Origin of the sequence: Paenibacillus pseudetheri, from assembly GCF_924513355.1 — a bacterium.
GTDB classification, from domain to species: domain Bacteria; phylum Bacillota; class Bacilli; order Paenibacillales; family Paenibacillaceae; genus Paenibacillus_AQ; species Paenibacillus_AQ pseudetheri.
On sequence record NZ_CAKMAB010000012.1, the window covers coordinates 91346 to 114401 of the forward strand.

Below are 23056 nucleotides of genomic sequence, written 5' to 3' on the forward strand. Positions count from 1 at the left end.
GCAAGATAGTGGAAGGAGGAAGGTTATGTTCGAACTGGATATTCGCAGTCGGAAGCCGATTTATGAGCAGCTGACCGATAAGGTCAAGGAAATGATTCTGCATGGTATTTTGCAGACGGATGAACAACTGCCTTCGGTAAGGACGTTATCCCAGCAGCTAACCGTGAATCCCAATACGATTCAGAAGGCTTACCGTGAATTGGAACGTGAGGGGTATATCTATTCACTGCAGGGGAAAGGGAGTTTTGTAGCCCCAATGAAAAAAGAACAAAATGAGATTAAAAAAGCCGAAGTACGTGATGAGTTGCTTAGACTGATGGCGGAAGCGGTATACCTTGGGTTCACCGCAGCTGAGATTAGTTCATTGTATGAGCAAGTGGAGAAGCAGAGAGAAGGAGGGAAGAGTAATGATTGAGATTCGAGGCGTCAGTAAGTTATTTCAAGGGGAGAAGGCAGTCGACGATATCTCTTTAACGGTACGTAAAGGGACGATTTATGGGCTGCTCGGCTCTAATGGCGCGGGTAAAACTACGCTGCTGAAGACCTTGGCGGGCATTTACTCTCCAGATAAAGGGACCGTGAAGGTGGATGGTGAAGCGGTATTCGAACACCCGACGACTAAACAACGGGTTATTTTTATGCCGGATTCTCCTTACTTTTTCCCGCAATCCACCATGCTGCAAATGGCAGCCTTCTATCGCTCGATCTATCCGAGCTGGAATCAGAAGCGTTTTGAAGATTTGGGAACCGTCTTTCAGCTCGATAAGAAGCGTAAGCTTAGTCGTTTCTCCAAAGGGATGCAGCGGCAAGCGTCATTCTGGTTATGTTTAAGCTGTATGCCGGATGTGCTTATTATGGATGAGCCGATTGACGGGTTAGATCCGGTAATGCGGCGTCAGATCAAAAACATATTGTTTCAAGAAGTAGCTGAGCGCGAACTGACAGTCCTTATCTCATCACATAATCTTCGTGAAATTGAGGATCTGTGTGATCACGTAGGTATTATGCATGGTGGGAAGATGCTGATTGAGAAGGATCTGGATGATCTTAAGGCGGATACACATAAGATACAAGTGGCATTCCGAGATGAACGGCACGAGACAGCAATATCGGCCAAACTGCAAATTTTACATCAAGAACGCCGGGGTAGCGTGAACCTGTACATAGTAAAAGGGGATCGTGAGCGAATTACGGCAGCTTTTCACGTGTATGAGCCTTACGTATTCGATTTACTTCCATTGACGTTAGAAGAGATCTTTATTTATGAAATGGGGGATGCCGGATATGATGCGCAGCCGATACTTCTTTAATAGCAGTATTATTCGCCAGAACCTCCGCCAGCACGGCTGGATGGGAATTATATATGCACTTGGCCTAATGTTCGCACTTCCATTGCAGCTGTTCATGAGCAACAATCCGAACGCAAAACCGCGGGAAATTGATCATTTATTCCGTATTACTGGTGAAATGCAGATGATATTCATCGTAAGCATGCCTGTTGTTGCAGGTCTATTTTTATTCTATTACCTGCAAACGAAATCGCCATCAGATATGTGGCATAGCCTGCCTCTTCGTCGCGAGCATTTGTTAACTTCACATCTATTTAGTGGTTTGCTTCTGCTTCTGATACCCGTATGGCTGACAGCTGCAGTTGTGGCGTTGGTTAGGCAGTGGAGCGGGAACTTGTATATTTTTCAAGGAAATGAAATTTGGAGCTGGTGTATCGCGGTAACTGTCCTTACGCTGTTCTTGTTCTGTCTCAGTGTCTTTGTTGGAATATGCTCAGGTCAATCTGTTTTACAAGGAATCATAATTTATGCTCTTCTCCTCCTTCCGGCAGTAGGGATCTTACTATTGGATAGTCATTTATCGATATATTTATATGGTTATCCTGAGCTATCCGCATACCATAACAATCTAGAATATTGGTCCCCTTTTATTCGAATGATGAATATTTCAGGTAATCCTTTTAGCTCAGTAGAGTTGTGGGTTTATGTAGGATTTTCAGCTTTATTTATTGGATTATCCTATCTGTTATACCGTAAACGGCATTCGGAAAAAGCAGGTCAGGCCATTGCCTTCGTGTATTTTAATCCTCTTTTTAAAGCGGGAATAATGATCTGCTGTATGCTTATTGCTGGTAACTATTTTGCGCAAATGAAGCATCAGCAGATAGGATGGATCATTAGTGGATACGCTATTGGAGCGATTGTTGGTTATATTGCCGCAGAAATGATCATTCGTAAAACTTGGCAGATTGTGACGCGTAAGGTGCCCGTTGAATTTGCAATTTATACTGCATTGCTAGGTCTTTTCTTATATATTCCTGCATCAGGATTAACAGGATATGAAACTAGAGTACCTTCTGAAGACAAAATTAGTGGTGTATTTGCAGGAAGCAGCTATTGGATGTATAACAGGGCGGGCGATACATTTGGAGGCAATTTTTTAACGGATGAGGATCTTTTTTCTAAAGATAAACAGTATATCGAGGCTGTCCGAAAGCTTCATCTAGCTGTTGCAACGATTCGTCCGGAGAATAAATTATCCAAACCTTATTTTGACTATAGCGAGTACCAATCGTTTACTGTAGCGTATAGCTTGGATAACGGCCGAGAATTGCTAAGAAAATATCTGGTGCCATTAAAAGGGTTTGAACCAGAACTAAAAGTCGTAATGGAGTCTGAAGGCTTCAAGCGTGCGCAGTATGCTGTTTCACAATTGGAAAAGAATATAGATCTTATTCGGATTAACAGTTCGGTAGGGAATCTAAACAAACAAGTGGTCATCTCAGATCCTGAAGAAATAACGGAATTCAAGGCGATTTTGAAAAAAGAAATCCTGAACATGTCCTATGAAGATCAAACGGATGATAGGGCAGCAGTGGCGAATATAGCACCTATTGTTAATATTGACGGTATTGGTAGTAGCACCTTCTTCAATTATTCATGGTTCGCTTCCTATCACGAGCTGGAGAAATGGATGGAGGAAAAAGGCTATGCTAACAAGGTGCGTACTAACGCTGAGGATGTGGAGTCCGCGAAGCTTGTAAAGGTTGATCATAATCGTACGGCAGAAAATGTATATGACCCTGAGCTGCTGTTGAAACTTGCGGGCAATGAGAATCAAGTCATTCTTACAGAGGACAAGGCAGTGCTAGCGGACATTTTGAAACAGCGACGATCCTATTCGTATAAGAACAGCGACTACCTCGTCAAGTTGATATATAACGGCGGCTATACGGATTTCGTGATGTTAAAAGCATCGGATTTGACGCCTGGGTTGAAGGCTTTGCTGAAATAGGAATATGCTAAGTAGAACATTATAGATAAAAGACTACTGGTTGACAGAAACTGGATAGTTGGATTATGCTTTTGGAGATATGTTAAGGATGAAATAGAACTGAATGAAATATAATTTGACTTGGGGGTAAGGAAAGATGAATAACAATATGAATAATCAGCTATCGTATAATGCTTATCCATATTTGTGTCCGTCTGTTACCTTGGCTTACAGGTCAGCCTTAGAACCAGTATATTCGTTTCCGGTGAATCAACAACGTTGTACTAACCGGTAAGGAGTTCTGTATTTAGGTGAAGCCCGGCCATGGACGATGGAGTCCATGGTCTTTTTTGCATATTTAGAAGGTTTAAGGGAGGAATTAATATGTCGGAAATACATCAATCAATCATTCAGCAGCTTCGGACCATTGAATCTGAAGAACAAGTCCGCATTTTGTATGCGTGTGAATCGGGGAGCCGGGCTTGGGGATTTCCATCCCAAGATAGTGATTATGATGTTAGATTCCTATACATACGGAAACCTGAGGCGTATTTATCCATTTTTGAGCACAGAGATGTAATAGAGCGGCCGATTAGTGACATGCTTGATATTAACGGTTGGGACTTGAAGAAGGGGCTTAATCTATTTCGGAAATCTAATCCGCCTCTGCTGGAATGGTTAGAATCACCGATTCGCTATGAAGAAAAGTACGCTGTAGCGGAAAGCATCCGCTTGCTCTCGCCACAAAGCTTTTCGCCAAAATCATGCATTTACCACTATTTGAACATGGCGCGAGGAAATTACCGGGATTATCTGCAAGGCAGTGAGGTTAAAATTAAGAAATATTTTTACGTATTAAGACCACTCTTAGCATGCGCTTGGATTGAAAAATACAACGAAGTGCCGCCGCTCGATTTTAATGTGCTTGTACAGGATTTGATTCCACAAGGTTCAGAATTACAGGAAGCCGTGCAGAACCTGTTATCTCGTAAAATGTCCGGTGATGAACTAAATCTGGAGCCGCGCTTGGATGTTATCAATACTTATTTGGAGGAGAGAATTGCTCATTACGAGGCGGTTGCTTCTGCTTTTGAACAGAGTATTGGTGTTATGGATGAAGCGTTAGATATCTTGTTCCGATCAGCACTGATAGAGGTCTGGGGAGAAACGGGGCAATGGAGCTGGTAAATCCGCAGTTCAATAATGGTTAAGGAGAGATGAAGATATGCATTTAATCATCAAGGCGACGGGGTCAGGAGCAGGGATGTTGTCCCATCTGCTGGCTAAAAACCCGCATAATTTATATGACAGGAGCGATAAAGAAGCTAGAGTGCGTATAGTATTCACTGCAGCTTCCGACGAAGAGACAGAGGCCGTTATCTATGTCACACCAGATCCAATTGCTCTAGTCAAAGGAAGTGCTGCTCATAATGACATCACACAATATATTAACGATCGGGAGTTTGTTACGAGCAGCCGGTTCTGCTCCTATATCCGCCCAGCGTTAGGTACAGCTCTTAACGGAAAACCTAAGGAAGTATTTTTGCCTTGGGTAGATCACAAATTTCAATTGGAGCTGTCCTTTGGGCCGGTTGCATCGAATCTGCCTGATCACACGATTGAGGAACTGTTTCATGCACTTGGCTACGAGCTTGAGGTTGAAAGAGGAGATGCAGTATATTCTTTTGATTTAAAAAGCCGCAGTTCAGCTCGATACATTAGGCTGCGCGGAGAGCAGACACTGCAAACGGCCCTTCGTCAATTGTTCATTTTGATTCCGGCACTGGATGATGATAAGCATTATTTTATCAGTGATGATGAGATTGAAAAAATCAGGCGTTATGGCGAAGGCTGGTTGGATAGTCATCCGTTGCGTGCGTTAATTCTCAAGCGGTCACTACGATTTGCTAATCTTATTAAACAATTTGATGGAGAGGAATCCTCCCCTTCTTCTGAAAAAGTGGCCATTACTCCTGCTGAGATTTCAGTTGAGCCTAAAATTAGATTAAATGATCTGCGTTATGCGGCGATTGCAGAAACAGTAGAAGGGTTGGCTTTCAAGAGTAGTATTGTTGACTTTGGTTCCGGTGAAGGAAAACTTTCGGCAAGACTTGGAAGTGTGCCGGGCGTCAAGCAGATCTGGGCGGTTGAGCCTTCGGCAAACTCACAGTTACGCGCAATCGATCGCTTCTCGAAGCTTGAAGACCGAGAAGGAGTTACGGTGCCGACGCCTGTTACAGGTTCTTTGTTCTATTTCGATGAAACGCTGCGGAACAAGGATATTATGGTTTTATGTGAGGTTATTGAGCATATCGACGAGCATAGGCTGGCTCGAGTGATGGAGACTATTCTGTCGGAATATAGTCCTAAGGTATTGATCCTGACTACACCGAACAAGGAGTATAACGAGGTGTATGAGATGGAATCGAAAGAAATGCGGCATAGTGATCACCGTTTTGAATGGGGACGAGCAGGATTCTCCGAATGGTGTATGCGCTGGACGAGTTCCTTTGATTATTCGGTTGATTTTAAAGGAATTGGCGAAGCTTCTGACACTTTTGGATACCCGACGCAGATGGCGATATTTAGTAAGGAGGGGGCATTGTAATGACTATAGAAGAGCAAACAGAAAGGCAGCGAACGATACTTTTTCCGCATGCAGGAATTATTGTATTGGTCGGTCCCTCCAATAGCGGAAAAACCACTTTACTGCGTAGATTAGTAGATGAAGGCACATTGTTGCAGACAGAAATCATCTCATCGGATGATTTCCGTAGCATGCTTGGCGACACTGATTTTATGGAATGGAAGAATCGTCCCCGCGAAGAGGCGGATATTATTTTTAATGATTATCAGCTGCTCTCAAGTCTAGCATTTGAAGCAATGAATTCAGTGATTGCCATGCGCTGTCGACTAGGAAAGCTGACGGTGGTGGATGCTACACATCTGCAAGAGGAATACCGTAAGCAATATTTAGATATAGCAGATAAGCATAATGTTCCATGTATGGCTTGGGTACTCGATGTTCCAGAGGAAACGCTGCTGCAGCGGGATGTTCAGCGTGAGCATCCACGCGGCCGCCAGCGGGTCAAGCAACAATATGGACAGTTCAAGCGTTCGCTACGGAGTGTTAAGGACGAGGGCTTTGCCTCGACTTATTTTTTGAAAAATACGGAGTCAGTACTTTTTGAACGTAAGCAGAACCCACTTTGGGTTGAAATCGATAAAGGACTTGATATCATCGGCGACATTCATGGTTGTTATGAAGAGATGATCGAGCTACTCGAAAGATTGGAATATAAGGAAGACGAGCAAGGGTTGTACAGGCACCCCGAGGGTAGGCAGTTAATTTCTGTGGGGGATGTGATGAGCCGGGGCCCGGAATCGCTGAAGACGATGAAGTTTTGGAAAAAGCATGTAGATGCTGGAATCGCCCGCATGATTGACAGCAACCATGGCTGGAAAATCGCCCGCTACCTGGATGGTCGCAAAGTTACATTAAGTCACGGAGATGAGAATATCTCTACTGAGCTGGAGGCATTTGCGCTAGAAGCAGGCGATGAGGAAGCAAACAGGCTTAGGGATGAACTTAAGCAGTTTCTGTTGTCCGCGCCAAGTCACTTGTTGTTTGGCCTTAATGGCGTGCGGCGGGTCGTAGTTACCCATGCCGGAATGCGCGATGAATTTATCGGTAAGCAGTCCAAACGGATTCAGGACTTCTGCCGATATGGGGACACTGATGGAATGGATGGCAAGGGTGCTCCTGTAAGGAAAGAATGGTATGTCGAGCATGAATCTGGAGAGATCATCGTCTGGGGGCATGATCCTAGACCTTTCCCAACCGTGGTGAAAAATACAGTGAACATCGACCAAGGTGCTGTATTTGGCGGATCTTTAACTGCGTACCGTTACCCTGAAGGGAAATTTGTTAGTGTTAAAGCAAAACTCGATTATGCAGGTGATCCGGATAGTCCGTTAATTCGTTGGGAGCGGGGAAGATTCTCACCACCTAACCTGCGCAAATTCGTGGAGGGCTACTCAGTCCAGACTGACCTTTATGGTGAGATAACTGTGCGCGGAGAGTTCGTTAAAGCGGCTATAGACACGGTCTCCCACTTTACGGTTCCACTAGAGGAACTGGTATATATCCCGCCGACCATGAGTCCGCCGCCTTCAGTGTCTATAGATGAGAACTATCTGGAGCATCCGCGTGAAGCTTTTGCTTATTTCCGTGCACAAGGTGTGAAGACAATGATCGCGGAGAAAAAACATATGGGCAGCCGGGCCATCCTATTGTTATTCCGGGATGAAGAGGCGGCATTATCGTATGTGGGCAGGCCATCGTTAGGCACGATTTATACACGGACAGGCCGAGCTTTTTTTGACAGGGATACTGAATCTGAAATGTTACGTAGGCTGAATGCGGATCTCGTACGGGCGAATTATTTCACGAAAAATAACACGGATTTGCTACTCCTAGATGCGGAGATCGTACCGTGGAACTTGAAGGCCCGTGAGCTGATTTCCTCCCAATATGCCCATGTGGCTGAAGCTGCTTTGCTGGATCGGGAGCATCTTTTGGAGAAGCTGCGTGAGGCTGAAAAATCAGGGCGAGATGTTGCCTCGTGGATACTGGAAATGGAGGAGAAGCTCCAGAATGTTCATCTTTTTAAGGAAGCTTTCCAAAAGTATTGCTGGGACGTAAGTGGATTGGACGGGATTAAGATTGCACCATTCCATACTTTAGCACATAGCGGACAAACATTCTTTGAACACAGTCATCTTTGGCATATGGAGCATAATCGTGAACTAGCGGAGTTGTCACCTTTATTTATGGAGACTGAATACCGCACGGTTTGTAATGAAGCGGACGAGGAACAGATCATCCGTTGGTGGGAAGAGATGACGGAGGATGGGCATGAAGGGATTGTCATCAAACCGGAAACATTTATAACACGTAATGGAGATAAACTGGTTCAGCCTGCACTCAAGGTGAGAGGGCGTAAATATCTGCATATTATCTATGGGATAGATTATTTACAGCCGGACAATCTTGTACGCCTCAAGCAGCGCAAAACAAGCAAAAAAGAGCGAAATGCCTTAATGGAATGTGCGCTTAGCCGGGAATCGGTGGAACGCTTTATTCGTAGAGAGCCGATAGAACGCGTACATGAATGTATGCTTGCTGCGCTGTCTTTGGAGTCTGATCCTGTAGATCCACGGCTGTAGAGAATAGAAATGAGTTATGAATTGAGGTGGAAATATAATGGTAAGCAATGCTACAGAAGTGTCGTTAAGTAAATTTATGACTAAATTGCTCCGGCATACTCCAGAGCAGTATGGCCTTATTTTGGACCCAGAGGATGGTTCCTGTACGGTGGATGATTTGTTGTCCGTGCTTGTGAAAGCTCCTAGATGGTCTGAGGTGACTGTGAGAGACATCCGGCAAGTTGTTACAAGTTGCGAGAAGCAGCGATTTGAAATCGAAGGAGACCGAATCAAAGCCCGGTACGGGCATAGTCATACCAGAATCGCTTATGAGCCGGGTAATCCACCACCTACGCTATATCACGGAACCTATGCAGGTGTGCTTTCTGCTATTTTGGAAGAGGGACTCCAATCAATGGGACGCCAATATGTTCATTTGTCCGAAGGGACTCATTTTGCGAGTCTGGCCGGAAGTCGGAGAGGGAATTTGATACTGCTGACTGTTGATACGATTAGCGCTGGTCAAATGGGTGTAACCTTTTATTATGCGGGTAATGAGGTATGGCTGGCGGACCCCATTCCGTCTTCCTGTCTTAATGTGTATACCCCATTGTAGAAATAGAACATCGTTTGGTTAGGAGGCAGAATCACATGGATGGAATATCAGATCACCTAGATCACGGATTACAGATTGTATTTATTGGTTTTAACCCGAGTATTCGTTCAGGTGAAGTGGGGCACCATTACGCGAATCCGCGAAATAATTTCTGGAGAATCTTGCACAATTCAGGGCTTACTCCTCGGCTATACGACGCATCTGAGGACGGGGATCTACTTAAGCTGGGTTATGGCTTTACAAATATTGTTGCCAGGCCTACACGCGGAATCGACGATATTACCCGTGAGGAATATAATGAGGGCCGCGAATTGCTTCGCTCCAAGCTGGAATTATATCGCCCACAGGTCGCCTGTTTTGTAGGAAAAGGTGTATATACAGAGTTTAGCCGTAGGACTAAAGCAAATTGGGGATTTCAAGGGGATGTACCTCCGGAGGTAGACGGTGTACGTGAATTTGTAGCTCCCTCTTCCAGTGGATTAGTGAGGATGCCTATGGAGGAGATCGTAGGGATTTACCGAAGGTTGGCCGAGTTTACGCAAAGTGACAGATGAGATGATTTGTTTGGATGCCGAGGTAGGGGTTTAAAGAAGATGAACTTCAAACAAGAAACGAGCAAGTCTCCGTATTGGAAACTTGCTCGTTTTTATTAGTTCATTGGACTAGCCGATGCGATTGCTCTTGTACGGTACTATCCGCAAATAATAATTAAGTCTCGATCAACAACAGAATGATAGAGGATAAGGATAGACAAACGCTGATCAAGCATAACACGGCAACGACTTGCTTCTGGCTTAGACCTGCACGAAGCAGGCGGTAATGAGCCTGGGTAGCGTCGGCCTGGTAAATGGACTTGCCTTGGATAAAGCGTTTGACGACGACAAAAATATTGTCGAAGATCGGAACGCCCAGCGCCAGAATCGGGATGAACAGCGACAGGGCCGTAGCTTGCTTAAACGCACCGTCGAGTGCGATTACTGCAAGGATGAAACCGAGAAAGGTAGCCCCGGCGTCGCCCATAAAGATTTTGGCAGGTGGTTTATTATAGCGTAGATAAGCAATCGTAACGCCGACTAGTGAAATTGCCATGATCGCAGAAGCGGATTGCCCTTTAGTTAACGCGACAATAAATAGTGTTATGGCCGAAATCGCAGTTAAGGCACCAGCCAAACCGTCCATACCATCAGAGAAATTAATGACAGTAGTTACACCGAAGATCCAGATAATCGTTAGCAGAAACTGTAATACAACGGGTAGAACGATATAATCCCCTGAGAAGGGGTTGTAGAAGCCTGTAAATGCGTTGCCGGAAAGATAAACAAGAACAGCCGCACTAACTTGCACAATCATTTTGGGCAGCGCTGGGAAATCTTTACCTTTTGTTTTGTACCAATCATCTATGGTACCTATGGTCAGCAGAAGTACGCCCCCTGCAAACAGTGCGACGGTTTCCATAGAGAATTCACGGGCAAATACCAGATAGGTAATGAAGAATCCGATGAATATGGCGTAACTGGCCGTAAGCGGTATAGGCTCTCTATGAATTTTACGCTCAACGTCCTGACGAGGCTTGTCCACAAAATCAAGTCGGAAAGCTAGTCTGCCGAGCGGCGGAATTAGAAAGTAGACGATAGAAAAAGACATTAGAAACGATAAAACGTATAATATGACGCTCACCACCGTTTTCTTTTTAAAATAACACAATTCGCTTAAAACTACCTTAAAAAAGTAAATTTTTGTCGTCTGACTGATAAGTTGACTTGATTGTATCACTGTAGTACCTTTTTGAGAAAAGAGTTTTGGGGGATATTTATGAAATACGACGTTATTTTATTCGATGCTGACGATACACTGTTTGATTACGGAATGGCAGAAAGTCACGCGTTATCTAATGCATTTCTACATGTTGGGATGCCCACAGGTGCTGAGGATTATGCTGCCAGTTATCAGGAGATTAATCATGCGCTGTGGCGGGATTTGGAGCAGGGGAAGATTAGTTCTGCGGCATTACGCGTGGAACGGTTTAATCGGTTATTCGCTGCGAATGCGCTCGAGCTAGATCCTGAGGCGTTTAGTGAAGCGTATCTACGTTTCTTAGGCGAGGGAACCTTTCTCATCCAGGGAGCGATCGAGCTGTGTGAGGAGCTTGCCGGCTATCGATTAACAATCATTACGAACGGAATTAAAGAAGTGCAAACTTCCAGAATCCAAGGATCACCGCTTAGTGAAACATTTGAGCAGATCATTATTTCAGAGGAGGCTGGATGTCAGAAGCCGGAGACAGGGATTTTTGATTATGCTTTTGCCAAATTGGGGATTTCGGATAAGGAAAAAGTACTGATTGTAGGTGACTCCTTAACCTCTGATATTCAAGGCGGAATCAATTACGGGATCGATACTTGCTGGTTTAACCCGCTTGGTAAAGAGAATACGTCGGGTGTTCAACCGAAATACGAAATTCAAGTTCTGTCGGAGCTCTTAGACATTGTAAGGAAGACAGCTGATTTTCAATAAAAAAATAAGGTGTGAGCGCATAAGCGACTCACACCTTTTATTAAGTGAGCTGAAGAATCTTATTGCCGAGTATCCAGCGGCTTCAGATAAGCCTCGATTTGCTCACGCTTTGATTCCAGAAAAGGTGGCAAGGCAAGGGATTCGCCTAAACGTTCCATCGGCTCATCTGTTGCAAAGCCTGGTCCGTCTGTAGCTAGCTCAAAAAGAATGCCGTTAGGCTCGCGGAAATAAAGGGAGCGGAAGTAGAAACGATCCACGAATCCGGAGTTAGGAAGCTGAGCTGTACGTATATGCTCGACCCATTGCTTCAATTCCTCCTCGTTATCCACGCGGAATGCAACATGGTGCACACCACCTCGTCCCAAATGTTCGTGCTCTAGATCATTACGTTCCTCTAGGTGAACCTCTGCACCTGATCCGCCTTCTCCAGTCTCGAATACAATTACATCTGGCTGGCCCGCAATTGTTGAAGGATAAGTGCCTTTGCGGCGGAAGCCAAGCAATTGCTCCAGTACAACCGCCGTATGCTCTGCACTTTCTACTGTAAGATGTGCGGGACCTAGGCCAACAATCCCATATTCAGCAGGTACCGGGCTTTTAGCCCAAGGGATGCCGCCGGCAACACCATTATCATTTTCGTCAGATACTAGAATGAAACGTTGCCCTTCGTGATCACGGAAGGCTAAAGTCTGGCGGCTACCGAGTGTTTGAATCGTTCCATGCTCTACGTTAAGCTCGGTGAAACGCTGCTCCCAATAGGTAAGTGCAGCATCGCTTGGCACTCGAAGGGAGAGCGCGGAGATGCTGTTATTGCCTTCACGGTTGCGGCCCGCCATCGGGAGTTCGAAGAAAGTTAATTCGGTTCCGGGATTACCCTTCTCATCACCATAGAATAAATGATACACTGAAATATCATCCTGGTTTACTGTCTTTTTAATGAGACGCAGTCCAAGTACTTCGGTATAGAACCTAAAGTTTTCTTGCGCTTTACCTGTAATTGCGGATACGTGGTGTAATCCTTTTAATGTTAATGTCATGTGTAATTACCTCCGTGTAAATGCTAAATGTGAGTAAGTTATATTGTGATCTTTAAAATATTCAGTGAGTATTATTAAGTTACTATAATTTTAATAGTAAAATGCGATTTTTGCAAGTAGATGTTTATGCATCATAAAATCCAGTTCATACATAAGGAGAGCGTACAATGCACACAACAACTAGCTTGATGAAACAATTGCAGGAGCTAAAGCTTGATCCACACGGGACTATTCTGGTCCATTCTTCATTAAAAAGCATTGGGGAAGTAGATGGAGGCGCGAACACAGTACTGGATGTACTCAGTGAATATATGAAGGACGGACTGCTCGTATTGCCAACTCATACATGGGCTTATATTAATGCAGACAATCCAAGGTTCTCTGTTCAAGATTCCCCATCTTGTGTAGGGATATTACCGGAGTTGTTCCGTAAACGTCCAGGTGTTATTCGCTCTTGGCATCCGACACATTCTGTAGCGGCTTTAGGTGCAGATGCTGAGGAATTCACTACGGGGGATGAACGCTGGGATACGCCGTGTGCCCGTGGCTCAGCATGGGGCAAGCTGCTTGATCGAAAGGCGGAAATTGTACTGCTGGGAGTCGATCTTCGGCGAAATACGTTCATTCATGGCATTGAAGAGTGGGTCGATATTCCAGGCAGAATGACGGATACCCATGAGGAGCTATATACGGTGAGTCCGGGTGGCGATGAAATCATGGTGCCTTCTCGCAGACATTGTGGCCTCTCTTGGTCGGAGCATTTTTGGAAGGTGGAGCGTGAGCTTGAAGAGGGCGGTGCCATGCGCAAGGGTAACTTTGGAGACGCGTTAGTCAGGGTATGTGGGACGGTAGAAACGACGGATATTTTAAGCCAGATGCTGACAGAGAATCCGGACCTTTTCTCAGATAATGAGCCACTGCATGGGGAGGACAAGCCGGTACCACTTCCAAAGACTAGGGCGTGAGCAACCTTAGAAGAGGCTAATTGAATGCCGATAAGGCACTTTTCAAACCACACAATCTGGAAGCCGCTATCAATGTATGGTATATTAATCTCACTAAAACATAGTAAGGAGATTGGAAATGGAAAAAACTTTGGTTTTTGGACACAAAAATCCGGATACGGATACCATTTGTTCTGCAATTGCTTATGCTGCACTCAAAAAGGAATTGGGCTGGGATGCTGAGGCCGTTCGTCTGGGTGACGTTAGTGGTGAAACGCAATTTGCGCTTGATCATTTCGGAGTCGCTGCTCCTCGTCTGGTAGAGAACGTAGCTGGTGAAGCAAATCAGGTTATTCTTGTTGACCATAACGAACGCCAACAAAGTGCGAATGACATTGATCAAGTGCGCGTGGTTGAAGTTATCGACCATCACCGGATCGCAAACTTTGAGACTGCACATCCGTTATACTATCGTGCTGAGCCAGTAGGCTGTACAGCTACTATTCTTAACAAGTTGTATAAAGAAAACGGAGTTTCTATTCCTAAAGAAATCGCCGGATTGATGCTGTCTGCGATCATTTCTGATTCCTTGCTGTTTAAATCACCAACATGCACAGCGGAAGATGTAGCTGCAGCACGCGAGCTTGCTGAAATCGCTGGTGTAGATGCAGAAAGCTACGGTCTCGACATGCTGAAAGCTGGAGCTGATCTTAGCGACAAGAGTATCGCTCAACTGATTTCCTTGGATGCTAAGGAATTCAAAATGGGTGAATACAAAGTCGAAATCGCTCAAGTGAACGCAGTAGATGTTAATGATGTTCTCTCCAAGCAGGCTGAACTAGAAACAGCACTTACTTCCATTATTGCCGAAAAAGAATTGGATCTGTTCCTGTTCGTGGTTACAGATATCCTTAATAATGATTCCGTAGGTCTGGCTCTGGGTCGTGTTGCAGGTGCAGTTGAAACGGCGTACAATGTTAAGCTGGATGACAATAAAGCACTTCTCAGAGGTGTAGTATCCCGTAAATCACAAATCGTTCCTGTTCTTACAGAAACGATTGCTAAGCTGTAACACATTTTGACAATTGCACTCTATTCGGTGCAGTAGCATTCATATAAGAGCCACGTCATCCATTGGAAGTTATGATGGTGACGTGGTTCTTTTTGTTTTACGACGCATTCTGCTACAATACTTTGAGAGGTAAGAGTAACAACCAACATGTGGAATATAACAAAGAGATAGGGGATATTAAGAATGGAATTGTTTGCAACACTTGAGAGGGACGATTACGAGGAACTGTTATTTTGTCAGGATAAAGCATCAGGATTAAAGGCAATCATCGCCATTCATGACACGACTTTAGGGCCCGCACTGGGTGGAACACGGATGTGGACCTATGCTACAGAAGAGGAAGCGATTGTTGACGCGCTTCGATTAGCGAAAGGGATGACGTACAAAAATGCAGTATCCGGCCTAAATTTAGGCGGTGGGAAAACAGTGATTATAGGGGATCCCAAGAAGGATAAGAACGAAGCGATGTTCCGTGCTTTCGGAAGATACATACAGGGCTTGAATGGACGATACATAACAGCCGAGGATGTTGGCACTACAGAAGAAGATATGAACATCATTTATCAGGAGACAGATTATGTTACAGGTACATCTCCTACTTATGGTTCCTCGGGTAATCCATCACCAGCTACGGCTTATGGCGTATACCAAGGGATGAAGGCAGCGGCCAAAGCAGCGTTTGGCAGTGATTCGCTCGAAGGAAAGACTATAGCCGTTCAAGGCGTTGGAAATGTGGCTTTTTCGCTGTGTAAGCATCTTCATGAAGAGGGCGCTCAGCTTATAGTAACCGATATTCATAAAGAAGCTGTGGGGCGTGCAGTAGAGGCTTACGGCGCCAAAGCAGTCGATCCCGCAGATATTATCAGTACAGACTGTGATATCTATGCTCCATGCGCACTCGGAGCAACGATCAATGATGAGTCTCTTCGGGTAATTAAGGCGAAGGTGATCGCAGGCGCAGCCAATAATCAGTTAAAAGAGGCCTATCATGGCGATACTCTGCATGAAATGGGCATTGTGTATGCTCCTGATTATGTGATTAATGCTGGTGGCGTTATTAATATTGCGGATGAACTGAATGGCTATAATAAGGAACGTGCGTTTAAGCAGGTTTCAAAAATTTACGATAACATCACCCGCGTGCTGGAAATCTCACGTCTAAATGGAATACCTACTTCTGTTGCGGCAAATCAGCTTGCAGAGGAACGGATTTCCTTATTAAGAAATACTCGTAGTACTTTCCTGCGAAACGGTCAACATGCTCTTAGCAGAAGATCACTACGGGGATAAGACGCTCAGGTACTTTCATTAGTCTTTTACAAGTAAGTAAAAACGCCTTCTGCGTCCACTAAGGACGCCGAAGGCGTTTTTGCTTGTTATTGTACCTTTTGTGGTTCTGGGTAAGTGACGCCAAGTGTGTCGACGGTTACTTTCTTCATCACCGGTGGCTCTTCTGGACGATCTGAACTGTCTGTTTTCAAGCCAACAATGGATTTAACCACGTCCATGCCTTCGGTAACTTTACCAAAAGCGGCATAGCTTCCATCTAGACTAGGATAAGCTGCATCCATAATAAAGAACTGGGAACCGGCAGAATCTGGAGCCTGCGATCTTGCCATGGACAGAACACCTTCCGTATGCAACAGGTTATTAGTAAACCCGTTTCCGGAGAATTCTCCTGCGATACTATACCCTGGGCCACCCATACCAGTACCATCAGGGTCACCGCCCTGAATCATGAAGTCAGGGATCACTCTATGGAATATAGTGCCGTCATAAAATCCCTTTTGAATCAGTGAGATGAAGTTGTTCACAGTGTTAGGGGCAACTTCAGGATAAAGCTCGGCTTTGATGATGCCTCCGTTATCCATCTCAATGGTCACAATGGGGTGGCTTGCTGTAGCTGAAGGAAGTCCTTCGTTAGCCCCAGGATTTGTCTCGCTGCTTGCGTTATTTCCTGCTGCTCCACTGCTGCTTCCATTATTACTGCTGGCATTGTTATTGGTAGGCTTATTACCGCAACCTGCTGCAATAACCATCACCAGGCATAACATGACCATTAGGATAGCAGATCTTGCTCGTGTAGACTTCACTAATCAATCTCTCCTTTTTTCTTGAATAATCTCGTAGGTACTTCTCATAATAACCTCTTTGTCCCTTTACATGCAAAGGTCAGTTGTGACATGTGGGATTGGCACATTCTCAAAAGAGGTTTACAATAATAGGAATGTTTCCGCGAGGACATCAAGAAAGGATGTGTAGATCATGCGCTTCTCATGGAAACGGAACTTGATCGTGCTTTGGGTGGGTGTCTTTTTTTGTAGTACGGCGTATTCGATCTCTATTCCGTTCCTCTCTATTTTTTTGAGTGACGAGCTTGGGGTTACGAATCATTTGGAAATTTGGTCTGGGGTTAGTTTTGGTATAACCTTTCTAGCCAGCGCTTTAATTTCTCCCTTTTGGGGTTCCCTCGCTGACAAATATGGCCGGAAGCCGATGCTTATTCGCTCGGGCTTCAGTTTGGCAGCCTTATATCTGATTAATTATTTCGTGCATGATCCTTACGTCTTTCTGATCGTACGCGTACTGCAAGGGTTGCTTGCTGGATTTGTTCCCGCTGCGATTGCCATGGTGGCTACGAACACACCTGAGGATAAGACTGGTTATGCGCTGAGTATTATGTCTACAGCCGGAGCAACAGGCAGTATCATTGGTCCATTGATCGGCGGTGTAGTGAGTTTTTATACAAGCAATCGGGTTGCTTTTTTATTCTCAGCAGGTATTGTACTCGTTTCAGCACTTATCGCTACTTTTTTTGCTAAAGAAGAGAATTTTGACCGATCTGCTCCGAGGTCTCATGTAAGTGATGATATCAAGGAAGCGCGAAGCAATCGCGCATTTATGACTTTGTTATCGCTGGCGGGAATAAGCACCTTTTCAGTTATGATTCTGGAGCCGCTTATTCCGATACATCTGCTAGACATGGGAATCGCCAAGAGCAGTGCCTCGCTAAGCTCAGGAATTGTATTCTCTGCTGTGGGTATTGCTACTGTGCTAATGGCTCCGCAGTGGGGGAGAATCGGAAGCCGGAAGGGCTTCGGGATGATCCTGTTCATTGGGTTAATCGGTGGAGGTATCGGTAATATTCTTCAGTTCTTTGTTACGGGTTATGTAGAGTTCGCCGTTCTTCGTTTTGCTTACGGCTTGTTCTATGCAGGTGTGCTTCCATCTGTAAATGCAATGATTGTACAAGTGATTGAGCCCGGATTTCGTGGACGTGCTTTTGGTCTCAACCAAGCGGCATCTCAACTCGCGACAATGGCCGGGCCTATTATAGGCGGCTTACTGGGGGCTTTTATCCAGATCCGCTGGGTGTTTGTGATCAATGGGGTGATGCTGCTTGTAGCAGCGGTATTGGTTAAGACCCGCAAGCTCGATTCCCAAATTGCTGCAGCGCGTTCAGCAGAATAACCGGTAGCTACAAGAGCAACCCTTACTGAAGCCAGTGCTCATATTGAAAAACACATAAGGCCGCCGGATCCTAGCCCGGCAGCCTTATATATTCTAATCTCCCTGTGATCCGTTTAAGACGTCCGTTCCAGGCATGCCATCTACTGGTGGTGAAGCAGGGTCGATGATGGATCCTGGATACACCTCATCTGCATCAGGAATATCTTCCAGTGGCGGATCCTCCTCTTCCATCTTTAGTAGCTCCTCGTCCTCAGCATTATCCATATCGCTGCTTGTTAGTCCTGCCGTTTCAGCAGCCAGGAATGCATCGGATTCCAGTAAGTCATTTCTTTCGAATGTTTCCTCAGGTTGGTTTAAACCAATATCCGCCGCCAAATATTTATCGCCAACCAACACGGGGTCGGCATCTTCATTGACAACATCTTCTTCATCAATATCGGCTTGTATATAGCGCTCATATACAAAATCGGCTTCAGTTTTATTAGGTGTATCTTCCATATCCGTTCACTCCCTCAGTAGGATAAGATTTGGACTTCTCATATGTATCTTTACCCGATTGCCTATGATCGAATCGTTTTATAAATAATCAGGGAAATAACGCCGATAAATAACGTCTTTTTTCGAGAAAATTTACAAGAATAGGCAGGAATAATGCGAAGGTTGTCGAAATTAAGAATCATATATGATCATTTAAACAACTAATGAATTACTGAGGTGCTACGATGAAGTTGCCAAAACCAAAGATAGCGGCTACTTTGCTATTATTTCTATTGCTAACAGCAATAGTGCCATACGGTGCGGCGATAATGAGTGCTGAATCATCAGACTCTGCGCTACCAAGTTGGGAGATTAGATTTGGAAATACAGAAGCAGAGACTGTCGAAGAAGCTGTAGCAGCTTCAGACGATGAATGGATTCGCGTAACGCCTCATAATAACAAACCAGAGACGCCAAAAGGTACATCCTCAGCGTGGCTCCGGTTTTCTTTGCCGCAAATGAGCGAGAAATCCGCGTTATTCATTAATAAAGTATATGGAAATAGCGTCAAGGCTTATGTGAATAACGCGTTAGTATATAATTCTGAGAATAAATATAATTTCAATGGCAGAAAAATTTTAATTCCTTTATCCACAGAAGATGGAGGAAAGAAACTATACATATGGACCCAGGGAGGAAGCAAGGATTTAGGAATAGAAGGCGAAATAAGGGTAGATCGCTACAGTGAGCTGTTGTCCATTTATGTAAAGCAGGGCTTAATGGATATCATCATTGGGGCGACGTTTATCTTTATAGCTATTGTCCTGTTTATTTGTTCATTATTTTTGAGAAAAGGATTTTATACGGACGGATTTTTGTTAGTGTTAATTCTCTTATCCATTGGAGTCATAGTGGTTACTTATTCTTCGTTCTTGCCGATCATCCTCGGGGATTATGGGGAAATCGTACTTGTTTTCTTTGATTTAGCGTTGTACACCTTATTGCCATCCGTAACCTTTTATTTTGAGAAAATATTCGGTTCAGGGAAAAAACAAGTCGTCACCCGATTCCGTAAGTTTCAATTGGTTTATTCTATATTCTGTCTTTCACTAATGGTTATTAATATCCTTCTGTCGTATCAGCTGGAAGAATTTTATAGATTCATGACTGCTGATATTCTAGGCGTCATTATGATTGTGCAATTTATATTATTGGTAAGCTTAGCGTTTATTCATACTTATCGCGGCAATGGGGATGCTATTGTTTTTACTACAGGGTTTACAATCTTTGCCTTTATATCTCTTGTCGAATTGATCGTATACTACATATCCAGAGAATCCTATCAATTATATTGGTGGAAGTGGGGGATGATGGTTTTCGTATTATCCTTAATCGTCATTCTGGGGAGAAGGTTTACGAGAAACCATGAACAACTCGTTGAATATTCTCGTAAGCTTGAGACGTTTAATAATGATTTGCAGCGTTCCGAGAAGATGGAGATTATAAGTGAATTAGCGGCTTCTGTAGCGCATGAGGTACGGAATCCCTTACAGGTAACCCGTGGTTTCCTTCAGATCCTAGGAGAACGTTCAGATCATAAGGAGAGGGAATATATGCAGATGGCTATCGCAGAACTGGATAGAGCTACGGTGATTATCTCAGACTTCCTTACCTTTGCTAAGCCAGGGCTAGAGACTATTGAGAGGCTTGATGTATCTGAGGAGTTACGGCATGTGTCGGGTATTCTCGCTCCGCTTGCGAATTTGCAAGGGGGAGTCATTGAACTTAATCTACAGCCGGAACTCTGCGTGATTGGATCATCTGCCAAATTTAAACAAGCGTTTATTAATATTATAAAAAATAGCATCGAAGCTTTGCAGGATAATGGGCTTATTAGAGTTACGGCCTGGAAATCCGAAGCCTATGTAATGATCAGTGTACGTGATAATGGAGAAGGGATGAATGGTAGTGAGCTGGCTCGATTGGGTGAGCCTTACTACTCCAATAAAACAAAAGGAACAGGACTTGGACTTATGGTAACCTTCCGGATCATTGAGGCAATGGAAGGGACAACTGAGTTTAAGAGTGAGAAGGGAGAAGGAACGGTGATTATTATTAAATTGCCAATGGCTAGAAAAAATTAGGAGAATTTAATGATTTATTCCGTTTTTTAGAAGGAAAGGGTAGTATAGTGAGCGAAGTAGTAATACACAGAATATTGTTTCTGAAACTTCCTTCTGAGGTGCCTATATGCGCTTGATGGTTAGAATACTCCACATTACAATCACCCTTTCACTCCTCCTGATAGGTTACGGCTCTAATATTGTATCGGCGGCGAACCCAAATCCATCTCAAGAAATTACAAAGTGGCAAATGAAATGGGGGGATGAAACAGGAAATGCAGGAAAAGAGATTCCGTGGAGCGAAGGCCAGCAAAGCTGGATGAACGTAGATTCTAAGAAGGGACTCCCAGAGTTACCTTCAGGAGTATCCTCTTCTTGGACCCGTATTTCCTTACCCGATTTAAGTTATGTGTCACCTTCGGTGTATATCGATACTTTATATGCCCTTCATGTGAGAGTGTATGTGGAGGATCGTTTGATCTTCGAGGAGAATCGTAAATATATCAAGGATAACTATTCTTTGCTGTTGCCTTTAAGTAAAGCAGATAACGGGAAAACGTTATATATCTGGACAAAAACCATGCAAGACAGAATTGGAATTAAAGAAAGTGTAGTGATCGGTGAACACAGTCAATTAATTAATGAATATATTGAGAATGGACTAAGTGATGTGATTTTGGGCTGCGCTTTTTTTCTGGTGGCTATCGTTCTATTTATAAGTGCTCTATACATAAGCAAAGATTATTTCTCCAGTGTTGCTTCACTAGCAGTGGTTATAGCGGCTACCGGGATCCTTTCTATAACCTACTCCCCCTTCATCTATACCTTTTACAATAAATTGGGGCCGATTAGTAACGTATGCTTAGACTTAGCCCTTTTTTCACTTCTCCCAGCGCTTACCTTTTTATTTGAGAAATTATTCGGTAGTGGTAAGTTCAGTATCATTCGAAAATTTCGTCAATTTCAAGTACTTTACTCTTCTTTTTGCTTGTTATTTCTTTTAATCAATCTCCTATCAAATAATCACTATATTGAATTTTATTATTTTATTTCTACCACCATTATAGGGTTCATCCTTATCCTCCAATTCATCCTGCTGATCGCATGTGTGGTTATGTTCTCTCTTAAAGGAAATAAAGATGCTATTGTGTTTGCTATTGGATTTGGAACCGCTGCGTTTACTGTAGTTGCAGAGCTATTATGGTATTACATCCAAAAAGGGAATTATGATTTGTTCTTGTGGAAGTGGGGGCTGGTTGCTTTCATTATTTCCTTGATCGTAATTCTGGAACGAAGATTAGCCTATAACCATCAACAGGTTGTTAATTACTCTAGAGAACTAGAGCGTTTCAACAATGAATTGGAGCGTTCGGAAAAAATGGAGATCATTAGCGAGCTTGCTGCATCTGTAGCTCATGAAGTAAGAAACCCACTACAAGTCACTCGGGGCTTTCTTCAGCTGCTTAGCGAGAAATCCGTTAACGAAGAGCAAATTTATATGTCAATGGCCCTAAGTGAACTAGATCGAGCATCCAATATTATTACTGATTTCTTGACTTTTGCTAAACCAGAATTTGAGACGATCTCTAGTCTGAATTTATATGATGAATTCAAGCATATTGAGAGTATTATGCAGCCCCTGTGTCACATCAATGGAGGAAAAATGATTCTGGATGTATCCGGCCAATTATGGGTAAAAGGAAATTCCTCGAAATTTAAGCAGGCGTTCATTAACATTATCAAGAACAGTATTGAATCATTCAGTGAAGAAGGGTTCATTTATATGTCGGTATACGGTGAAGATGATAAAGTGATTATTCACATCAAAGATAACGGGGAGGGAATGGACGCAGATGTTCTGCACCGGCTCGGAGAACCGTATTTTACCAAAAAAAATAAAGGAACAGGTTTAGGATTGATGGTCACCTTCCGCATCATTGAAGCTATGCAAGGTGAAGTGAGATTTACAAGCAAAAAAGGAGTAGGAACCGAATCCATTACCATACTGCCATTGGCAGAAGCTCCGGATGATTCCTACTCCCTATGAGGTTAATCCTGCTGTCTTACCAAGAACCGCGTGGTGCTGCGGTTGCTTTCAATACATCTGAGGATGGACTTGGTGGGATTACAAGATAGAATTCATTTGAACCTTCTTCAACGGCTTTCAAGGTAACGCTGTCGGGAATGATTACGCCAAGTGCTTCTTGGAGAGCTGCTTTTGGATCTGCGAGTAGTCTTTGCTTAAAACTTGGATCTTCCCATGCCTTTTGAATGACTTGATTTCTAAGAACTGCTTCTGACAAAATAATCAC

Annotated in this window: 20 protein-coding genes; 15 read left to right on the forward strand and 5 right to left on the reverse strand. The window is 43.9% G+C overall.

Features of this window, described 5'->3' with window-relative positions; genetic code table 11:
- The first annotated feature begins 25 nt into the window (after positions 1 to 25).
- The 8 genes from L1028_RS13410 to L1028_RS13445 all read left to right on the forward strand — a co-directional run bounded on the left by L1028_RS13410 (position 26) and on the right by L1028_RS13445 (position 9660).
- Positions 26 to 415 carry a GntR family transcriptional regulator gene (locus L1028_RS13410; protein ID WP_234534582.1) on the forward strand — a complete coding sequence of 130 codons (390 nt, stop codon included), beginning with the start codon at positions 26 to 28 and terminating at the stop codon, positions 413 to 415.
- Complete coding sequence (locus L1028_RS13415; protein WP_234534584.1) at positions 408 to 1310, forward strand: ABC transporter ATP-binding protein; 903 nt, start codon at positions 408 to 410, stop codon at positions 1308 to 1310. The genes L1028_RS13410 and L1028_RS13415 overlap by 8 nt, the downstream gene beginning before the upstream one ends.
- The gene (locus L1028_RS13420) at positions 1264 to 3303 is read left to right on the forward strand and encodes a DUF6449 domain-containing protein (RefSeq protein ID WP_234534586.1); all 2040 of its coding nucleotides are present in this window, start codon (positions 1264 to 1266) and stop codon (positions 3301 to 3303) included. The genes L1028_RS13415 and L1028_RS13420 overlap by 47 nt, the downstream gene beginning before the upstream one ends.
- Positions 3304 to 3666: 363 nt before the next feature.
- A complete protein-coding gene (locus tag L1028_RS13425) occupies positions 3667 to 4470 on the forward strand; it encodes a nucleotidyltransferase domain-containing protein (RefSeq protein ID WP_234534587.1) in 804 nt (267 codons plus the stop codon).
- Between the two features lie 37 nt (positions 4471 to 4507).
- A complete protein-coding gene (locus tag L1028_RS13430) occupies positions 4508 to 5890 on the forward strand; it encodes a 3' terminal RNA ribose 2'-O-methyltransferase Hen1 (RefSeq protein WP_234534589.1) in 1383 nt (460 codons plus the stop codon).
- On the forward strand, positions 5890 to 8511 hold the full coding sequence (locus tag L1028_RS13435; RefSeq protein WP_234534591.1) for a polynucleotide kinase-phosphatase: 2622 nt from the start codon (positions 5890 to 5892) through the stop codon (positions 8509 to 8511). Before L1028_RS13430 ends, L1028_RS13435 begins: the two co-directional genes overlap by 1 nt.
- A gap of 37 nt (positions 8512 to 8548) precedes the next feature.
- The gene (locus L1028_RS13440; protein ID WP_234534593.1) at positions 8549 to 9106 is read left to right on the forward strand and encodes an RNA 2'-phosphotransferase; all 558 of its coding nucleotides are present in this window, start codon (positions 8549 to 8551) and stop codon (positions 9104 to 9106) included.
- Positions 9107 to 9141: 35 nt separating this feature from the next.
- Positions 9142 to 9660: a mismatch-specific DNA-glycosylase gene (locus L1028_RS13445; protein ID WP_234534595.1), complete on the forward strand. Its 519-nt coding sequence runs from the start codon at positions 9142 to 9144 to the stop codon at positions 9658 to 9660.
- A 154-nt stretch (positions 9661 to 9814) separates the two neighbouring features.
- On the opposite strand, the gene L1028_RS13450 is transcribed toward L1028_RS13445, so the two are convergent.
- Positions 9815 to 10750 carry an MraY family glycosyltransferase gene (locus L1028_RS13450; RefSeq protein WP_234534597.1) on the reverse strand — a complete coding sequence of 312 codons (936 nt, stop codon included), beginning with the start codon at positions 10748 to 10750 and terminating at the stop codon, positions 9815 to 9817.
- A gap of 168 nt (positions 10751 to 10918) precedes the next feature.
- Between L1028_RS13450 and L1028_RS13455 the strand changes: the two genes are divergently transcribed.
- A complete protein-coding gene (locus L1028_RS13455; RefSeq protein WP_234534601.1) occupies positions 10919 to 11620 on the forward strand; it encodes a YjjG family noncanonical pyrimidine nucleotidase in 702 nt (233 codons plus the stop codon).
- A 59-nt stretch (positions 11621 to 11679) separates the two neighbouring features.
- On the opposite strand, the gene L1028_RS13460 is transcribed toward L1028_RS13455, so the two are convergent.
- The gene (locus L1028_RS13460) at positions 11680 to 12657 is read right to left on the reverse strand and encodes a ring-cleaving dioxygenase (RefSeq protein WP_234534602.1); all 978 of its coding nucleotides are present in this window, start codon (positions 12655 to 12657) and stop codon (positions 11680 to 11682) included.
- A 167-nt stretch (positions 12658 to 12824) separates the two neighbouring features.
- Here L1028_RS13460 and L1028_RS13465 point away from each other — a divergent pair, with 167 nt between their 5' ends.
- The 3 genes from L1028_RS13465 to L1028_RS13475 all read left to right on the forward strand — a co-directional run bounded on the left by L1028_RS13465 (position 12825) and on the right by L1028_RS13475 (position 15963).
- Positions 12825 to 13622 (forward strand): AAC(3) family N-acetyltransferase, encoded by a 798-nt coding sequence (locus tag L1028_RS13465; protein WP_234534604.1) that lies wholly within the window; start codon positions 12825 to 12827, stop codon positions 13620 to 13622.
- Positions 13623 to 13740: 118 nt separating this feature from the next.
- On the forward strand, positions 13741 to 14673 hold the full coding sequence (locus L1028_RS13470; protein WP_234534607.1) for a manganese-dependent inorganic pyrophosphatase: 933 nt from the start codon (positions 13741 to 13743) through the stop codon (positions 14671 to 14673).
- A 183-nt stretch (positions 14674 to 14856) separates the two neighbouring features.
- Positions 14857 to 15963, forward strand: coding sequence for a Glu/Leu/Phe/Val family dehydrogenase (locus tag L1028_RS13475; RefSeq protein ID WP_234534609.1), 1107 nt, complete (start codon positions 14857 to 14859; stop codon positions 15961 to 15963).
- 86 nt (positions 15964 to 16049) lie between these two features.
- Here the strand turns inward: L1028_RS13475 and L1028_RS13480 are convergent, their stop codons facing one another.
- Positions 16050 to 16733, reverse strand: coding sequence for a peptidylprolyl isomerase (locus tag L1028_RS13480; protein ID WP_234534691.1), 684 nt, complete (start codon positions 16731 to 16733; stop codon positions 16050 to 16052).
- Between the two features lie 205 nt (positions 16734 to 16938).
- On the opposite strand from L1028_RS13480, the gene L1028_RS13485 reads away from it, so the two are divergent.
- Positions 16939 to 18144, forward strand: coding sequence for an MFS transporter (locus L1028_RS13485; RefSeq protein ID WP_234534611.1), 1206 nt, complete (start codon positions 16939 to 16941; stop codon positions 18142 to 18144).
- A gap of 93 nt (positions 18145 to 18237) precedes the next feature.
- Here L1028_RS13485 and L1028_RS13490 read toward each other — a convergent pair whose 3' ends face one another.
- Entirely contained in the window at positions 18238 to 18642 is a 405-nt protein-coding gene (locus tag L1028_RS13490) for a hypothetical protein (RefSeq protein WP_234534613.1), read from the reverse strand.
- Positions 18643 to 18866: 224 nt separating this feature from the next.
- Between L1028_RS13490 and L1028_RS13495 the strand changes: the two genes are divergently transcribed.
- Positions 18867 to 20765: a sensor histidine kinase gene (locus tag L1028_RS13495; protein WP_234534615.1), complete on the forward strand. Its 1899-nt coding sequence runs from the start codon at positions 18867 to 18869 to the stop codon at positions 20763 to 20765.
- A 115-nt stretch (positions 20766 to 20880) separates the two neighbouring features.
- The gene (locus tag L1028_RS13500) at positions 20881 to 22791 is read left to right on the forward strand and encodes a sensor histidine kinase (protein ID WP_234534693.1); all 1911 of its coding nucleotides are present in this window, start codon (positions 20881 to 20883) and stop codon (positions 22789 to 22791) included.
- A 16-nt stretch (positions 22792 to 22807) separates the two neighbouring features.
- Here L1028_RS13500 and L1028_RS13505 read toward each other — a convergent pair whose 3' ends face one another.
- Positions 22808 to 23047 (reverse strand): NHLP leader peptide family RiPP precursor, encoded by a 240-nt coding sequence (locus tag L1028_RS13505; protein WP_170880314.1) that lies wholly within the window; start codon positions 23045 to 23047, stop codon positions 22808 to 22810.
- Between the last annotated feature and the right edge of the window lie 9 nt (positions 23048 to 23056).

Excerpts from the sequence above, each read along its gene's own strand:
- L1028_RS13410 (WP_234534582.1), top strand. The coding sequence starts at position 26 with ATGTTCGAACTGGATATTCGCAGTCGGAAGCCGATTTATGAGCAGCTG.
- L1028_RS13415 (WP_234534584.1), top strand. The coding sequence starts at position 408 with ATGATTGAGATTCGAGGCGTCAGTAAGTTATTTCAAGGGGAGAAGGCA.
- L1028_RS13420 (WP_234534586.1), top strand. The coding sequence starts at position 1,264 with ATGAAATGGGGGATGCCGGATATGATGCGCAGCCGATACTTCTTTAAT.
- L1028_RS13425 (WP_234534587.1), top strand. The coding sequence starts at position 3,667 with ATGTCGGAAATACATCAATCAATCATTCAGCAGCTTCGGACCATTGAA.
- L1028_RS13430 (WP_234534589.1), top strand. The coding sequence starts at position 4,508 with ATGCATTTAATCATCAAGGCGACGGGGTCAGGAGCAGGGATGTTGTCC.
- L1028_RS13435 (WP_234534591.1), top strand. The coding sequence starts at position 5,890 with ATGACTATAGAAGAGCAAACAGAAAGGCAGCGAACGATACTTTTTCCG.
- L1028_RS13440 (WP_234534593.1), top strand. The coding sequence starts at position 8,549 with ATGGTAAGCAATGCTACAGAAGTGTCGTTAAGTAAATTTATGACTAAA.
- L1028_RS13445 (WP_234534595.1), top strand. The coding sequence starts at position 9,142 with ATGGATGGAATATCAGATCACCTAGATCACGGATTACAGATTGTATTT.
- L1028_RS13450 (WP_234534597.1), bottom strand. The coding sequence starts at position 10,750 with ATGTCTTTTTCTATCGTCTACTTTCTAATTCCGCCGCTCGGCAGACTA.
- L1028_RS13455 (WP_234534601.1), top strand. The coding sequence starts at position 10,919 with ATGAAATACGACGTTATTTTATTCGATGCTGACGATACACTGTTTGAT.
- L1028_RS13460 (WP_234534602.1), bottom strand. The coding sequence starts at position 12,657 with ATGACATTAACATTAAAAGGATTACACCACGTATCCGCAATTACAGGT.
- L1028_RS13465 (WP_234534604.1), top strand. The coding sequence starts at position 12,825 with ATGCACACAACAACTAGCTTGATGAAACAATTGCAGGAGCTAAAGCTT.
- L1028_RS13470 (WP_234534607.1), top strand. The coding sequence starts at position 13,741 with ATGGAAAAAACTTTGGTTTTTGGACACAAAAATCCGGATACGGATACC.
- L1028_RS13475 (WP_234534609.1), top strand. The coding sequence starts at position 14,857 with ATGGAATTGTTTGCAACACTTGAGAGGGACGATTACGAGGAACTGTTA.
- L1028_RS13480 (WP_234534691.1), bottom strand. The coding sequence starts at position 16,733 with ATGGTCATGTTATGCCTGGTGATGGTTATTGCAGCAGGTTGCGGTAAT.
- L1028_RS13485 (WP_234534611.1), top strand. The coding sequence starts at position 16,939 with ATGCGCTTCTCATGGAAACGGAACTTGATCGTGCTTTGGGTGGGTGTC.
- L1028_RS13490 (WP_234534613.1), bottom strand. The coding sequence starts at position 18,642 with ATGGAAGATACACCTAATAAAACTGAAGCCGATTTTGTATATGAGCGC.
- L1028_RS13495 (WP_234534615.1), top strand. The coding sequence starts at position 18,867 with ATGAAGTTGCCAAAACCAAAGATAGCGGCTACTTTGCTATTATTTCTA.
- L1028_RS13500 (WP_234534693.1), top strand. The coding sequence starts at position 20,881 with ATGGTTAGAATACTCCACATTACAATCACCCTTTCACTCCTCCTGATA.